13 protein-coding genes are annotated in these 15433 nt (G+C 40.1%); 7 read left to right on the top strand and 6 right to left on the bottom strand.

Features of this window, described 5'->3' with window-relative positions:
- From B3E00_RS15795 to B3E00_RS15785, 3 genes are all read left to right on the top strand, one after another.
- Positions 1–783: a zinc-dependent peptidase gene (locus B3E00_RS15795; RefSeq protein WP_293880894.1), complete on the top strand. Its 783-nt coding sequence runs from the start codon at positions 1–3 to the stop codon at positions 781–783.
- Between the two features lie 112 nt (positions 784–895).
- A complete protein-coding gene (locus tag B3E00_RS15790) occupies positions 896–2689 on the top strand; it encodes a DUF4091 domain-containing protein (protein ID WP_293880892.1) in 1794 nt (597 codons plus the stop codon).
- A 122-nt stretch (positions 2690–2811) separates the two neighbouring features.
- A complete protein-coding gene (locus B3E00_RS15785) occupies positions 2812–4545 on the top strand; it encodes a thiamine pyrophosphate-dependent enzyme (protein ID WP_293880890.1) in 1734 nt (577 codons plus the stop codon).
- A 96-nt stretch (positions 4546–4641) separates the two neighbouring features.
- Here the strand turns inward: B3E00_RS15785 and B3E00_RS15780 are convergent, their stop codons facing one another.
- On the bottom strand, positions 4642–4830 hold the full coding sequence (locus tag B3E00_RS15780; protein WP_209575606.1) for a hypothetical protein: 189 nt from the start codon (positions 4828–4830) through the stop codon (positions 4642–4644).
- Between the two features lie 262 nt (positions 4831–5092).
- Here B3E00_RS15780 and B3E00_RS15775 point away from each other — a divergent pair, with 262 nt between their 5' ends.
- The gene (locus tag B3E00_RS15775; RefSeq protein WP_293880888.1) at positions 5093–5581 is read left to right on the top strand and encodes a hypothetical protein; all 489 of its coding nucleotides are present in this window, start codon (positions 5093–5095) and stop codon (positions 5579–5581) included.
- Here B3E00_RS15775 and B3E00_RS15770 read toward each other — a convergent pair.
- The gene (locus B3E00_RS15770) at positions 5555–5947 is read right to left on the bottom strand and encodes a diacylglycerol kinase family protein (protein WP_293880886.1); all 393 of its coding nucleotides are present in this window, start codon (positions 5945–5947) and stop codon (positions 5555–5557) included. The genes B3E00_RS15775 and B3E00_RS15770 overlap by 27 nt on opposite strands.
- Positions 5948–6129: 182 nt before the next feature.
- On the opposite strand from B3E00_RS15770, the gene B3E00_RS15765 reads away from it, so the two are divergent.
- A complete protein-coding gene (locus tag B3E00_RS15765; RefSeq protein ID WP_293939277.1) occupies positions 6130–7308 on the top strand; it encodes a MalY/PatB family protein in 1179 nt (392 codons plus the stop codon).
- Between the two features lie 126 nt (positions 7309–7434).
- Here B3E00_RS15765 and B3E00_RS15760 read toward each other — a convergent pair whose 3' ends face one another.
- Positions 7435–9597, bottom strand: coding sequence for a S46 family peptidase (locus B3E00_RS15760; RefSeq protein ID WP_293939275.1), 2163 nt, complete (start codon positions 9595–9597; stop codon positions 7435–7437).
- Between the two features lie 226 nt (positions 9598–9823).
- Here B3E00_RS15760 and B3E00_RS15755 point away from each other — a divergent pair, with 226 nt between their 5' ends.
- Together B3E00_RS15755 and B3E00_RS15750 are read left to right on the top strand one after the other, a co-directional pair.
- Entirely contained in the window at positions 9824–10762 is a 939-nt protein-coding gene (locus B3E00_RS15755; RefSeq protein ID WP_293880881.1) for a hydrogen peroxide-inducible genes activator, read from the top strand.
- Positions 10763–10825: 63 nt separating this feature from the next.
- On the top strand, positions 10826–12568 hold the full coding sequence (locus B3E00_RS15750) for a chloride channel protein (protein WP_293939273.1): 1743 nt from the start codon (positions 10826–10828) through the stop codon (positions 12566–12568).
- A 69-nt stretch (positions 12569–12637) separates the two neighbouring features.
- Here B3E00_RS15750 and B3E00_RS15745 read toward each other — a convergent pair whose 3' ends face one another.
- The 3 genes from B3E00_RS15745 to B3E00_RS15735 form a co-directional block, all read right to left on the bottom strand.
- Positions 12638–13228, bottom strand: a complete 591-nt coding sequence (locus B3E00_RS15745; protein WP_293880877.1) for a riboflavin synthase — start codon at positions 13226–13228, stop codon at positions 12638–12640.
- A 460-nt stretch (positions 13229–13688) separates the two neighbouring features.
- The gene (locus B3E00_RS15740) at positions 13689–14579 is read right to left on the bottom strand and encodes an EamA family transporter (RefSeq protein ID WP_293880875.1); all 891 of its coding nucleotides are present in this window, start codon (positions 14577–14579) and stop codon (positions 13689–13691) included.
- A complete protein-coding gene (locus B3E00_RS15735) occupies positions 14566–15384 on the bottom strand; it encodes an alpha/beta hydrolase (RefSeq protein WP_293939271.1) in 819 nt (272 codons plus the stop codon). Before B3E00_RS15735 ends, B3E00_RS15740 begins: the two co-directional genes overlap by 14 nt.
- Positions 15385–15433 lie beyond the last annotated feature (49 nt).

Raw genomic sequence — 15433 nt, 5'->3', positions numbered from 1 at the left:
ATGTTAGAAAAACTGTTCATTGTACTGCTTATACCGGTAACGATTTATGTCGTGTATTATCTGCTAAATCGTACGGCCAAAAATAGCAAAGCCATCAAACGTGTATTGAGTGACGAAGGTAAGGAAATTCTCGAAAGAGAAGTCGCCTACTACCGCAAATTGTCCACTGCTGACCGAGCGGAATTTGAAGCGCGCTGTTTAAATTTTTTGGATACCGTCAAAGTGGAAGGTGTGGGGGTAGAGATTGAACTGAAAGATTATATGATGATTGCTGCAAGTGCGATTATACCTATATTTTCCTTTAAAAAATGGACTTATCCCAACCTAACGAATATTATGGTTTACCCTTCACAGTTCAATACAGCTTATGAATTTGAAGGGCATGCCGATCGCCATATTATGGGTATGGTCGGGGAAGGCGCCATGAACGGACAGATGATTTTGTCCAAGTCGGCTTTGGAGTATGGATTTAGAAATCCAAATGATGGACAGAATACCGCCATTCACGAATTTGTTCATCTCCTCGATAAAACCGATGGTACAGTGGATGGTATTCCAACACAATTAATGGATAAAGCTTCGGTAATCCCTTTTATGAACTTAATACGAACAGAAATTGAAAATATAAAAGCCAATAAATCGGATATTGATGTGTATGGAATGACAAATCCGGCAGAGTTTTTTGCTGTTGCATCGGAATATTTCTTTGAAAATCCAGAAAAATTTAAACAGCATCATCCGGAGCTTTATGCGGCGCTTTCGGAAATTTTTGAACAAAGCTAATTATTGATAATTGAAATTTTTAGGTGTAAGAAAGGACTGTCCGATGAATTATTCATCGTTTTTAGGAGCTTCGCTAAAGTTTTGTTAACTCTATTTATTAACTATATCTGTTATGCCTAAAACTACACTTTACTCTACGATTACTCTGGTTTGCATCCTCCTCTGTAGTAATCATCAGGGGCTGGCCCAGCAGCGTTTCACTCGAGCGCCAACCTTTACGGAAATGGCCGACCCAACAAAAGATACGTTATCCGATTGGTCAAATGTTGAAGACGGATTACACGCTTCCTTTGTATCTATTGATAAACGTTATCCCAAATCCCTAAATCCCAATTTGACTGCCCAACGCGCAGCAACCGTATACGCCTGGAAAGGCGAGCAGGTGTCAGCTCAGTTTATTCTATGGACTTCAGCTGCTGCACCTCATGTAACTGTTTCTGCAGGTGATTTAAAGTCCACCACTAGTAAATCGATTCCTGGCGATGTGGTACAGACGCGCTTTGTGCGGTATGTCATGACGGACGAATTTGCGAGTGGATGTGGGTACCGTAAACCAGCGGATTTTAAGGCTTCGCTTTCTGCAGATATGTTGGATAACCTCAAAAGTTACGATCTCGAAGCAAAAAAAGTTCGTCCTGTCTGGGTTACTGTCAAAGTGCCCAATGATGTAACGGGGGGAAATTATCATACAACACTCTCGATTCATCAAAATGGTATCGTGAAAGAGCAGCTGCGGCTGACAGTTATCGTTCAAAATCATGTGCTGCCTCCCGCGTCTCAGTGGAGTTACCATCTGGATCAGTGGCAACATCCTTCGGCAGTTGCTCGCGTGAACAAGGTGAAGATGTGGAGCGATGCACATTTTGAGACTTTGAAACCGACGATGATGCAGTTGGCGGCAGCAGGGCAGAAGGTCATTACAGCTACGCTCAACAAAGATCCCTGGAATGTACAAACCTATGATCCCTACGCCGATATGATCATCTGGAAAAAGGGTAAGGATGGATCTTGGTCTTACGACTATTCGGTATTCGACCGTTGGGTCACCTTTATGATGGGTCTGGGGATCAGTAAGGAGATCAACTGTTACTCTTTATTGCCATGGAATAATGAGGTTCATTATTTTGACGAAGGAAAAAACCAATTGGTCAATGTTACAGCAAAGCCAGGAACAGCGGTATTCGAAGCATTATGGTCGTCTTTCTTAAAAGATTTCAGTAAACATCTGCGTGTGAAAGGCTGGTTGAAGATAACCAATATTGCCATGGATGAACGGAGCCGTGAGGAAATGGATGCTGCCGTCGCCTTGTTGGAGAAGGTCACTCCTGAATTTAAAATCGCGTTTGCAGATAACCACAAAAGTTACCAGCGTTATCCCAAAAGTATCGATATCAGCGTTGCTGCTGGCGATCCTTTTGATCAGCAAGATCTCATTGCCAGAAGAAAGAAGGGATATGTAACGACATTCTATGTGTGTTGTTCTGACGAATTTCCAAATCAATTTACATTCTCCGACCCCGCAGAATCTACTTATATGGCTTGGTATGCCCTGGCAGCTGGCTTCGATGGCGCGTTGCGCTGGGCTTTTAATTCATGGGTGCTAGATCCTCTGCGTGATTCCAGGTTTCGCACATGGCCAGCAGGAGATACCTATATTGTCTATCCACAGGGAAGAAGTTCGATCCGCTATGAGCGCATGCTGGAGGGAATACAAGACTACACAAAAGTGAACCTGTTAATCAAAATGTTGGAGGAATCAAATGATCAACTTAATTTAACGAAACTGAATGCAAAAATTGCAAAACTCAATACAGCGAAACGCTATGCGGACTGGAATAAAGACCTCAATGACGCAAAGAATTTTGTGAATGAACTGTCGCAAGAAATCAGACCGAGCGGCAAATAGCCAATATGGGTTATGCCCGAGGAAATTGGCAAACCATTACCCCTATAATATTGTTGTTAACATGTAGCGATTGGGTAAACAGCACAAATCGCTTGATTACATTCTAAAATTATATTATGCGTATGAAAAATGTAGCACATCAGATTGTTGACCTTTTAAAGAATGCGGGAATTAAGCGTATTTATGCCGTAACGGGCGATAGTTTAAATTTTTTCAACGAAGCGGTCCACGCCGATGGAACGATGCAATGGATACATGTAAGACATGAAGAAGCTGGAGCATTTGCCGCAACAGCAGAAGCAGATTTACATGGGATTGCCTGTTGTGCCGGTAGCAGTGGACCGGGGCATGTGCATCTGATCAATGGTGTGTATGAAGCCCACAAAACGCGTGTACCGATGCTTGTGATTGCATCAACGTGTGCTACATACGAGTTTGGAACGGATTATTTTCAAGAAACCAATCCAATCAAATTGTTTGATGATTGTTCTTGCTACAATCAAATGATCACCCGGCCTGAGCAGGTGCAGCGCATGGTTCAGAATGCGCTTCAACAAGCCATATCTAAACGTGATGTTGCTGTTATCGGGCTTCCTGGGGACGTCTCTGAAATGGAGGCGGTCGATATGAATACATCGTCGAAAGTATTTTTTACTGAGCCTCAGGTGAGACCTTCGGACATGGAAATCGGTCGTCTTGCACAGTATATCAATCAGGCCGAAAAAGTGACTTTATTTTGCGGTGTAGGTGCAAAAAAAGCACAAAAGCAGATTGTTGAATTATCGCAAAAGATCCAAGCGCCGGTTGGCTATTCTTTTAAAGCAAAGCTGGATATTCAGCGCGATAACCCTAACGAAATTGGTATGACCGGACTGTTAGGTATGGCTTCGGCTTTTCAAAGTATGCATCAATCGGATCTTATTTTACTTCTAGGGACCGACTTTCCTTATAAGGATTTTATACCTACGAATAAAACCATTATTCAGATTGACATTGAAGGTGAAAAGCTAGGACGTCGATCTATAGTAGATTATGGGCTGGTAGGAGATATCGAACATACGTTAAAAGCTGTATTGCCCTTTATAGAGGCGCGAGCCGATACGGAATTTCTAGATAAGCAGTTGGAGTCGTACGCGAAGGTGAAGGAAGATTTAATGACTTACGTAGACGATCGGGGTAGCGAATGTGCTATTCAACCTGAATTTGTTGCCCATGCAATTGATCAGAAGGCCAGTGATGATGCTGTTTTTTTGCTGGATACAGGAATGTGCTGTGTTTGGGGAGCGCGTTATATTAACCAGCGCAAGGACCGTATTATGTTGGGTTCCTTCAATCATGGTTCTATGGCAAATGCCATGCCGATGGCTATTGGAGCAGCATTGACACATCCCGAACGCCAAATTATTGCGTTTTGCGGTGATGGGGGATTGTCTATGTTACTGGGGGATCTCGCAACAATAAAGCAATATAACTTACCTATTAAAATCGTTGTTTTCAACAACCGCTCTCTGGGTATGGTCAAGTTGGAAATGCAGGTGGCAGGTTTGAAAGACCAGGAAACCAATATGGTGAACCCCGACTTTGCTCTGATTGCGCAGGCGATGGGTATCCGCGCATTTACAGTAACGCAGCCCGAAGATGTGGATAGGGTACTTAACGAAGCACTCAACATCACCGATGAGCCAGTTTTGCTGGATATTTATACCAATCCGAATGCGCTTGCCATGCCCCCAAAAATATCATTTAGCCAAATGAAAGGCATGACAGAAAGCATGGCTAAGTTGATGTTATCGGGTAATTTTGAAGAAGTATGGGATACCATTAAGTCGAATTATAAGCATTTAAAGTCGCTTTAGTTATTGCTGAGAAACTGGTCAAGAAACAGACAATGCCCTCGAAAATCAGCTTCGAGGGCATTGTCTGTTAAAGTAGAATTTGGAAGAAATATTATCTTAATATTGACGTTGAACAAACCATAGGCTTTTCAGTAACTCTTCCTTACAGCGTCTGAGTTTTTCAATTTTCGATTCTGGAGAAATTCCAACTTGCTCATTAACAATAATAGCTAAGTCTGTTTCAATCGACAATTTTGTGAGTGAATTACATCCACTATCAAATTTCTTAAAGCTTACATCTTTCATACTAATATTGGTTAAGAATTCCTGAATTTTATCACGTACAATTTACTAATAAAAATTAGCTTTACAATAAGCCTTCGATAATTTTATTGTTACTAAATTGTTTATTTTTAATAGCTTATCGGTAATATTGATAGCCTATTTATTTAATAGATAAACAATGTTTACATTTTTTTGTTTTGTGAATTTTAAAATTCTAAATGTTAGTTATTTAAAACAAAATTTATTTTGAATTGCTTTTTATAGTGTAAATAAAAAATACAATATGAGAATAATCAATTTTGGATTTATACTATTGCTGTGTAGCACTGCTTGCCACCAAGAAAAGAAAAACCAGGAGTCTTCAACGAAGCGGGATACTACTGTATATGATGCTCGACCATTGGAAGGTTCGAACCCTTCTACGGGAAAGAGTACTTATCAATATCTTAAAAATGGCGATACAATTTCATTGGCAGTCGTTATCGACGGGGAGAAGGTACATGGTGATTTAAGCTATGCCTGGAAGGAAAAAGACCGTAACACGGGACATATTGAAGGGGAATTAAAAGGCGATCTATTACTGGCTAATTATACCTTTTCTTCTGAGGGACAGGAATCTGTCCGACAGGTAGCGTTTAAACTCTCCAAGGAGCATGCGCTGGAAGGTTATGGCGCAATGGAGGAAAAAGCTGGAAAAATGTCTTTTGTTGATGTAAACAAGCTAGCATTTGATGAAAAATTCCCGCTAAGAAATGTATCTGGAGATAAATGAGATTAGCTTTGGGATAAAAATTAGTAGGCCGACTAGTAATGCTGTGATGCTGCTTATCATCACAGCAGCTGCGGCTACATCTTTACTCTTTTTTATGGTCGGGTTTTCCTCGTTACAGATAAAGTCTGCTATATTTTCCACCGCGGTGTTTAATAGCTCACAGACGAACACGAAGCCAATGGAAAATAGCACGGCAATCCATTCGTTTACACTGATGTTAAGTATAATGGAGAGAATTAAGGCGATAACAGCCGCTACGCTGTGCACCCTGAAATTGTGTTCATCCTGCCAAGCTGTCTTTATTCCGTTGAAAGCATAGCGAAAACTCTTTAATCTTGCACTAAATGAAAAGTTATCTTTTGCCATTGTTGTCATTTCTATTTGATATAAAGATAATGCTTTATGAGGGGCTAGGATGCACGATTTTTAGTGTTTTTTTACATCAAGCTAATCCTGTTATACTATTCATTTTATCTCGTGTTTTAAATCTAAGTCTACTTTGTCCTCCTTTTCTTTCGAATGCCTCCTAATTTTCATTAAATTGCTGTATGATCTATAATTTTGACAAAACAATTGTTCGTCGTGGTACCGATTCAGTCAAATGGAATCAGCAGAACTATGAAGATTTGATTCCGCTTTGGGTGGCAGATATGGATTTTCCTGCAGCAGAACCTATCGTAAATGCACTTTCAGAACGGGTTCAGCATGCCATATATGGTTATGCTTCTGTTCCTTTTGCGTTTTACAGGGCGATTATGAAATGGTCTTTTCAACGGCATAAATTTGCCCTTCTGCAGGAATGGCTGCTCCCTGTGATTGGTGTTGTACCGGCACTTTCGGCTTTAGTTAAAGCATTTACCGCTTCTGGTGACAAGATTCTGGTTCAGGAACCTGTCTATCATTGTTTTTTTTCCGCTATTGAACGTAATGGGGCGGAGGTTGTATCCAATGACTTAAAGTATCATGATGGGCAGTATAGCATCGACTTTGAGGATTTTGAATTGCAGGCAAGCGACCCGAGAGTTAAGGTATTTATCTTATGCAGCCCCCATAATCCCGCAGGACGGGTTTGGACTCGAGCGGAATTAGAACGTTTAGGAGATATCTGCTTGCGGCATCATGTTTTAGTTATTTCAGACGAAATTCATTGTGATTTGGTATTTGATGGCTATACGCATATTCCATTTGGAAGCATCAGCGCTTCCTTTTTGGCAAATTCAATTACGTGCATTGCGCCGAGCAAAACCTTTAACTTGGCAGGCTTACAGGTTGCTACGGTCGTTGCAGCAGATCCTGAGCTCAAGAAGAAGGTCCAGCTGGCTTTTCTTGCGAATGAGATTAGCAGTGTAAGCCCCTTCGCCATAACAGGTTTGATCGCCGCATATGAATCGGGCGGGGAATGGTTGGATCAGGCGTTAGATTATATTCACGCCAATTATTTGTATTTAAAAGATTTTATGACTGAGCATCTTTCGGCTTTGCATGTACTTCCTTTGGAAGGCACCTATCTTGTATGGGTAGATTGTAGTGCTCTGGGCGTTTCAAGTCGAAAATTGGGACAGTTGTTATTGGAAGAAGTGCATGTTCAGGTTAACGTAGGAGCAATGCACGGAAAAGGGAGCGACACCTTTATCCGGCTAAATATTGCCTGTTCAAGGGATGTTTTAACCAGCGGCTTATTGCGGTTAAAAACAGTTTTTTTACCGTTACTGCAAGCTGGAGAATAGTGGATAGTCACCCTGACACGAAAGTAAGCTATTCGCGCGGGTGTTGACGTCATCGTGTCGGTACGAACAAAAAATCCGCTACATTAGACGATGCAGCGGATTTTTTGAGACTTGTTTCAGTGCGTATTAAATACCCATTTCTTTCAGAATGAACTGTGCATTATCAATTTTATCGGCAACCCAAAGGACATAACGTATGTCTACGCCGATGGATCTACTATAGCTTTCGTTCCAAGCGAAATCATTGATTGTTGCGTCATAGGCACGATCAAAATTTACGCCGATCAATTCGCCATTGGCATTCATAATTGGAGATCCTGAATTTCCTCCGGTCGTATCCATATCATATAAAATATTCACAGGGACAGATCCGAGATCTTTTTGCAGGTAAGGTCCAAAATTTTTGTTGAGATAAGCTGTTTTGATTTCTTGTGGATAGTCAAACTCAGGTAAGCCCAGGTTTCCTTTTTGAATGATTCCTGCGATCGTGGTGAACGGTTTCATATAGGTTGCGTCAGCAGGAGAATAACCTTTGATGTTACCATAAGTCAAACGTAAGGTAGAGTTTGCATCCGGAATAAAGTTTTTGGCCTGAAAGATTTCCTTAACAGCGACATAATCGCCCATTAATTTGTTGAGTACTCCTTCGCGTCTTTTCTGCTCAGCCGCGTACTCGACGATATCGTTATGTAGCTTATCCTGGAAATCCAATAATTCGTCGTTAAATTTTAGAAGCGCATCGGCATTGGCCAAGACGGTATTCAGTACATATTGTTGATCGCCAAGTTTGCTATTCTGAATGATTTCAGTCGCAAACTGCTGCGCTTTTTCATTGTTGAATTGCAATTTCTGAATAGAGGCAAGTTGATTTTTGCCCTGAAAGGCAACGGCATCTTCCAACATTTTAGCGAAAATCCGCTTATCGGCCTGTTTATTATAACTTTCGTAAGTTTCGTTGAGAGCCGTTTTTAATTTTTCGATATTGAGATCGAACAATTGTTTGGCCGATTGGGGTGACCTCTCCTTGGCCAAGAAGGCTTTCAACATGTTGATATCGCGAGCGACTTTCAATAGGCTTGTGCTGTTGTAAATGTTGTTGATCCAAAGCTCCTTTAGCGCATCTTGATCACTCAGCTCGTAATAAGCGTCAATTTCAGCAAGGAGGTTTCCATATTTATTTTTTAGTTCGGGCTTACTTAGAATAAATGCCGCCAATGCTTCGTCTTCCTGTTTTTTTGTCGAGAGCAGGTTGATACCTTTTAAACCCTTGAGTTTGCCACGATAGTTCTTTAATACATTGGCATTTCGTTTTATACGAGTGGCCAAGGATAATGCAATATCAGTATTGTCTTTTCCAGCTTCTTCCATTTGTCTATTTTGGAAGTCGTATAGATTGGATACGTAAGGTAAAAGATATTCTTGTTGATATCGGATATATTGTGCTGGGCGGTGCCGGAATGTTTTTCCGGGATAGCCGAGTATAAAAGTAAAATCATTTTCCCGTACGCCATTTGGATTGATCTTAAGGTGTTTTTTGGGCTGGTAAGGAACGTTATCTTTTGAATAAGGAGCAGATTTTCCGTTTTTGTCTACGTATGCCCTCAAAAAAGAGTAATCTCCAGTGTGGCGAGGCCATACCCAGTTGTCTGTTTCTCCACCAAATTCGCCGATATTTTGACGGGGAATATAAACTAGACGAACATCCTCGATCGTTTTATAGCGAAACAACACATAACTTTTTCCGATAAACATTTCCGACACTTCGGCTTTAATGGTTGGATCCTCTTTTTCAGCTTGTTTAACCAGTTCCTGTTGTTTACGTTTGATGGTATTGATGCGTTCTACAGGATCGCTGATATTGGCCACAGCATTCAATATTTTGGCTGAAACATCTTCGTAAGAATCGGTGATTCTGATTTTTAATCCTTTAGCTTCAATCTCTTGTTCTTGGTTTTGCGCGACAAAACCATTTTTCAGGTAATTGTTTATTGCTGTACTGGCAAGCTGCACAGCCGAAAAGGCACAGTGGTGATTGGTTATAATCAGTCCACGATTGGAAACAAACGATCCTGTACATCCGCTGACTTGAACAAGGGCATCTACCAGACCGACCTGGCCAGGGTTGTAAATGTCTTTCTCACTGATCTTTAGTCCAGCTTTCTTCAACCCAGCCCTATTTAATTCACTTAATGGAAACATTCCCTCGTCCGGATTCGCCTTGGTATAAGAGCTATTTGCCACGGTTAAGAATAAAGCTAGCGCAATTGTCGTATGATTTATAAACTTCATAGGGTTTTAACTATCAACTGTTGTAAATCTCCAAATTTAAGAAAAGCATTTTGATGAAATCGATTTTTTATGCGAACAAATGTAACAATAGTGGATATATAGGGCTTTTTTGGCAAGGTATTTATTGTATAATGTACGAGCCAAATACTTATGCTGAGTTTAATTATAAAGGATTTGACTATGGTTTACGACAGGATTCGTAGTTTTGTGCTTTAAAGATAGTAAGATGACCTTAATCCAATTGGAATATATTGTAGCTGTTGATACCTACCGAAGTTTTGTTGCAGCTGCCGAAAAATGTTTTGTCACGCAGCCAACATTGAGCATGCAAATTCAAAAACTTGAAGAGTCTTTAGGAGCGAAAATCTTTGATCGCAGTCGACAGCCTGTTATTCCAACAGAAATCGGCGAGAAAATTATTCTTCAGGCTCGACTAGTCTTAACAGAAAGCCGGAAGATCAATGAAATTGTTCAAGATAAAAAAGGAGAAATTGAAGGCACGTTAAAGGTCGGTGTCATTCCAACAATTGCCCCTTATTTACTTCCAAATGTGTTGTCCACATTTATGGAGAAGTATCCGAAACTACAATTGCAGATATGGGAATATACGACAGAACGAATTGTTCATGAATTGAAAGTCGGACTTTTGGATTGTGGTGTGTTGTCAACTCCGTTAAATGACCCTGGGATATTGGAATCGCCTTTGTTTTATGAAAACTTTGTTGCTTATATTTCGACCAATAGTTCCCTATTTTCAAAGAAAATACTTAGTGGTGATGATATTGCTGACGATAAGCTTTGGTTACTTAATGAAGGCCATTGCATGCGCGGTCAAGTACTTAATATTTGTCACCACAAGCACAATCAAGATCTTACAGGAAGATTCGAGTACAATACGGGTAGTGTAGAGACGTTAAAGCGCATGGTGGATGTCAACGACGGAATTACGATATTGCCAGAATTATCGATCTGGGATTATTCTGATGAACAATTGGATCGGATCCGTTATTTCAAATCGCCAGAACCGGTACGGGAAATATCCTTGGTAACGACCCAAAATTACGTCAAAAGACATGCAATCCAGGCCTTAGAAAAAGAAATACTAGCCGTAGTGCCTGATAAATTTAAAACAAAAAAGAAGAAGGAAGTGTTGAGCTTTCAATAAGATAATATGGGAAACCTCAAAGGACGTTTTTTTAGAAAGATAGACCAAATTAACCAATGGCGGATGAAAAAAGTTTCGAACAGAAATTTTATCATTCTATTGGCATTTTTGGTGGGAATTGTTGGCGGTATCATGGCGTCTGTGCTGAAGAGGCTGACTCATTTTATTGCGGCAACTATACAAGATGATATTGATTGGAAGGTAAAGTACTCAGTCTATTTGATTTTTCCATTGATCGGGATCTTGCTTAGTGTATTTTTTGTCCGCAAGTTTTTAAAAGGGAAGAAGATGGAGCACGGTATTACACCGATCATCTATGCCATTAGTCGCAAGGGAAGCCGGTTAGACCCGAGTAATATTTATTCTCAGGTAGTCACCTCTGCCATTACCGTGGGTTTTGGTGGATCTTGTGGTTTGGAGGCTCCAGTTGCTTTGGGTGGGTCTTCTATTGGTTCTAATATAGCCCGCTTTTTTGGTTTACAGTATAAGGAAGTCACCATGTTATTGGCTTGCGGAGCCGCAGCGGGAATTTCAGGGGCGTTCAACAGCCCTTTGGCGGGAATGATTTTTGCGATTGAGATTTTACTGCCTGAATTTTCTATTCCTGTGTTTATTCCTTTATTAATTTCCTCGGCTCTGGCTTCAGTAGTGTCGCGAGTCTTGTACAATGAACCTCTATTTAGTACGTTTAATTCCGATTGGCAGGTTTCGGCGTTACTATTTTATTTGCTGCTGGCGGTACTTATTGGTCTTTATACCATTTATTTTGCGCGTGTTTCCAGAACTGTTGGAAAATGGTTTGCAAACATTAAGAATCCCTATAACAAAGTTTGGGTGAGTGGTATTTCCTTAGGTTTGATGATTTTTATATTTCCCGCATTGTACGGTGAGGGATACATTACCATACAGCAAATTCTCAACGGGCAGTTTAACTCGATTGTTAAAAATAGCTTGTTTTCGAATTATAAGGACATTGGCTTAGTGGTCTTTGGTTATACGATATTGACGTTATTTGGAAAATCCTTTGCTGCATTGTTTACATTGAATGGGGGAGGCAACGGGGGCGTTTTTGGACCAAGTTTGGTAATGGGAGGCCTGTTGGGCTTCGCGTTTTCATACGGGATAAACTTGACTGGAATTGCCGAGTTAAATGTACCAAATTTTGTGGTAGCGGGAATGGCTGGTGCTTTGAGTGGCATTATGCATGCTCCGTTAACCGGTATATTTTTGATTGCAGAGGTGACCGGAGGTTACACATTAATGGTCCCGTTGATGTTGGTATGTTCAATTTCTTATTTGATCAATCGGACCGTATTGAAACACTCCATTTATACAAAAGTATTGGCGGAATCTGGGGATCTGATTTCATATGAGGATAAGGATCGATCGGTACTAAGTATGATGCGAATAAAATATGTATTGGAAACTAATTTTGTCATCCTGCGTCCTGATGAAACACCTAAAAGTAGGCAAACGGACATTATCCATAGTAAGCGTAATATCTTTCCGGTGGTCGATTACGAGGGCAAATTTATTGGGCTTCTTTATAGCGAGTTTTTATTTTCAGCGTTATTGGGCGAAGTAGAGGGGGGAGATACGACCTTTGAAAAATTAGCTCAGAAGCCAAATGATACAGTAGGAATCAATGAAAATATGGAAATTGTAATGGCCAAAATGAATAAGGATGATACCTGGATACTTCCTGTTTTAGGGCCCGAAAACAAATATATGGGCTTCGTTTCCAAATCGAGTGTATTTAATAAGTACCGCGCATTACTGATACGTCAGGGGCATTATTTGGAATAGCTAGAACACGTCATCTTTGGTATAAGCTTTCTCGGGTAGATTTAGACCCGAGAAAGCTTAAAGAATTTCTTACCGACGCAAAGCCATGATCTTGCTGACATATTTCCCGATGATATCAAACTCGAGATTGACTGTGCTACCTACTTCCACATGTTGCAAGTTAGTATGTTCGAGTGTATATGGAATGATTGCGACTGAAAATTGATCGTCTCTTGAATCTACGACTGTCAAGCTGATACCATTTACAGTAATGGATCCCTTTTCTACGGTAATATTTTGTTTGGAGATATCGTATTGAAAGGTAAAAACATAACTACCATTTTCGTCGCGCTTGGCTATGCAACTGGCAATCTGATCAACATGCCCTTGGACGATATGTCCGTCAAATCTTCCACCAGCCAAGGTACAGCGCTCCAGGTTGATCAAGTCTCCCACTTTTAATTGTGCCAAATTTGTCTTTTGCAGCGTTTCGTCAATTGCCGTTACCTGATGAAGATCGTTGTTCAATCCCACCACGGTAAGGCATACCCCATTGTGGCTCACACTTTGGTCTATTTTAAGTTCATTGGAAATAGCGGAACTGACATAAAAATGAAGATTGCTTTTGTCCTGTTCGATATTTTCTATTTTTCCTAGCGTTTCTATAATTCCAGTAAACATGATGCTTTTTTTGATTGATTCAAAGTTACTAAATAATTAAATGAATCATCTATGTTTAGCTCCTACAAAAATGGGCAGTAAAGTTCATGAGAATAACATTAAAAAAATGTGAAAAGATTGTAGTGTACATTTTACACTTACTAATCCTTTTGTGAAGGCTATCCTAAAGCAAATTTATGGGAGTTGAAAAAAAATATAACAAAATTTTTGTTTATATCATTTGAACCATTATCTTTGTAATAGGTTTAGGTTGATTGCCTCTACAAAGAGGTATTTATAAAAGCTTAGCAGGTCGCCCGACCAATGCTAAGCTTTTTTTTAGCACCTATTTTTCATAGTTATTCCACCACATCTTGATTGTAAGTTTTTGCTTTCTTTGTTATGTCGACACTTTGTGCGGATCAGGCATAGCATGTATTCGTGAAGGTTTATTGAATAAAAGTATGGGAATATAACAAATTTACACGCTGGTTAGCTCGTGCTGATTACGTAAATTGATGATGATTACAGCGGTTAAAATAAGCAGTATGCCAAACCACTGAAATCCCGTTACGACTTCCTGCAAAACAAACATGGCAGAGAGTGTTGAAATAGGAATCTCTAGGCTTGAAATTATATTACCCATTGCTATTCCAGTTTGAGGTATGCCTTTGGTAAATAATAAAGGCGGAAGGATGGTGCCAAAGATCGCAATAAGCAGTCCCCAGGGTAATGCTTCAATTTGCATATACCGGACGATATCAATATTCCAAAATACCACGATGAGTAATAGTCCGCCGAGAACTAGGAATTGGCTGCGCACTAGACTTGGTAATTGCTTCTCTATAGAACTTGACGCATAAATCGCTAGTGCATAACTTATCCCGGCTCCGAAACCTAATAGTATTCCTTTGTAGTTAAGGGCAATATCATTTTGCAATATATTTGTAGCAAAGGCTGTTCCGAGTAGGACAATAATAACACCTATTATTTTTCCACGTGATGGGAATTTTTTTAGAAGCAATGCTTCTGCAACTAAGCTAATCCAAATAGACTGCATCAGTAGAATAATCCCAATGGATACTGGAACGTATTGAATGGATAGATAATAAAGTGTTGTTGTCAGCCCTAGAGAAATGCCCCAGATCATCAATTTAATTTTCGATGAGAATTTGATGACGCTATATTCTTCTATGTTGCGTTTTGATAAAAGATTCAATGCCAACAAAACGAGAAATCCGAACATAAATTGCAAAAAGGTCAACAAGCTGGTATGTATACCTAAATGATTGGCATATTTTACAATTGTTGCAAGAAGTCCGTAACTGCAAGCACCAGCAGCGACATAGAGTGTTGATTTATAGTCCTTCATTTTGAAAATAGTTTTGAAATAAAGCCAATTGCTGTGATAATGATTTGCTCCAGTAGGCTGTATCATGTCCTCCTTTTGATTCCATATATAAGTGCTCGATATTTTTGCTGGTCAGATGCTTATGAAATGTTCTGTTCATTTCCAGCATTTGTTGGTCTTCGGTTCCACAATCGATAATATAGTGCTGCTCATTTTGCATCATCCTATCTTCATTGCTGTAAATCCGTTCGCTGTCGTTTAGAGCTTTTAAATCTCCCAGTACTTGGTCTACCTGATAGCCTTGATATCCTTTTCCGAAGCGATCGAAATCTATGGCACCGCAGGAGCTTCCGACAATTGAAAAGGTGTGCGGATAAGCTATACCGATGTGTAGCGCTCCATAACCACCCATGCTCCAGCCGAGTATCCCTCGAGCACTTCTATACGGTAAGGTGGGGTAGTGCTGGTCGATGAAGTTGACGAGTTCGGCACCGATAAAAGAGCTGTATTGTGAATGAGGATTTATGGGGCTATCCACGTACCAGGAATTGAAATTTCCATTGGGCAGAACATAAATAGTTTGAAATGTTTTTGCTTTTTGAAGTAAGTCGGGAATATCGTCCTGCAAAGTGCGGTCTGGATTGCCACTATAACCATGAAGAATATAGACCGTTTTATATTGAACTCCATGTTGGATGTCGGGTGTAACGATAATGGTCTCGATATTTTTGTCCATCTTTTCACTATGGACTTTTGTTCTGATTACCTGTTGAGCTGTTAGCGGTAGGATAAGAGCAGAGAGTAGGAGTGTGCATATTATTTTCATGTCCTAATAATTTATCTTTATAGGACAAAATTCTAAAGTTTAAATGTAG

The sequence above is a fragment of the Sphingobacterium sp. UBA5996 genome, from assembly GCF_002429765.1.
In the GTDB taxonomy this organism is placed as follows: Bacteria; Bacteroidota; Bacteroidia; order Sphingobacteriales; family Sphingobacteriaceae; genus Sphingobacterium.
This window is presented reverse-complemented; position numbering and strand designations above follow the sequence as displayed.

Bases quoted from the DNA above. Each gene is read 5' to 3' on its own strand.
- B3E00_RS15795 (WP_293880894.1), top strand. From the start codon at position 1: ATGTTAGAAAAACTGTTCATTGTACTGCTTATACCGGTAACGATTTAT.
- B3E00_RS15790 (WP_293880892.1), top strand. From the start codon at position 896: ATGCCTAAAACTACACTTTACTCTACGATTACTCTGGTTTGCATCCTC.
- B3E00_RS15785 (WP_293880890.1), top strand. From the start codon at position 2,812: ATGAAAAATGTAGCACATCAGATTGTTGACCTTTTAAAGAATGCGGGA.
- B3E00_RS15780 (WP_209575606.1), bottom strand. From the start codon at position 4,830: ATGAAAGATGTAAGCTTTAAGAAATTTGATAGTGGATGTAATTCACTC.
- B3E00_RS15775 (WP_293880888.1), top strand. From the start codon at position 5,093: ATGAGAATAATCAATTTTGGATTTATACTATTGCTGTGTAGCACTGCT.
- B3E00_RS15770 (WP_293880886.1), bottom strand. From the start codon at position 5,947: ATGGCAAAAGATAACTTTTCATTTAGTGCAAGATTAAAGAGTTTTCGC.
- B3E00_RS15765 (WP_293939277.1), top strand. From the start codon at position 6,130: ATGATCTATAATTTTGACAAAACAATTGTTCGTCGTGGTACCGATTCA.
- B3E00_RS15760 (WP_293939275.1), bottom strand. From the start codon at position 9,597: ATGAAGTTTATAAATCATACGACAATTGCGCTAGCTTTATTCTTAACC.
- B3E00_RS15755 (WP_293880881.1), top strand. From the start codon at position 9,824: ATGACCTTAATCCAATTGGAATATATTGTAGCTGTTGATACCTACCGA.
- B3E00_RS15750 (WP_293939273.1), top strand. From the start codon at position 10,826: ATGAAAAAAGTTTCGAACAGAAATTTTATCATTCTATTGGCATTTTTG.
- B3E00_RS15745 (WP_293880877.1), bottom strand. From the start codon at position 13,228: ATGTTTACTGGAATTATAGAAACGCTAGGAAAAATAGAAAATATCGAA.
- B3E00_RS15740 (WP_293880875.1), bottom strand. From the start codon at position 14,579: ATGAAGGACTATAAATCAACACTCTATGTCGCTGCTGGTGCTTGCAGT.
- B3E00_RS15735 (WP_293939271.1), bottom strand. From the start codon at position 15,384: ATGAAAATAATATGCACACTCCTACTCTCTGCTCTTATCCTACCGCTA.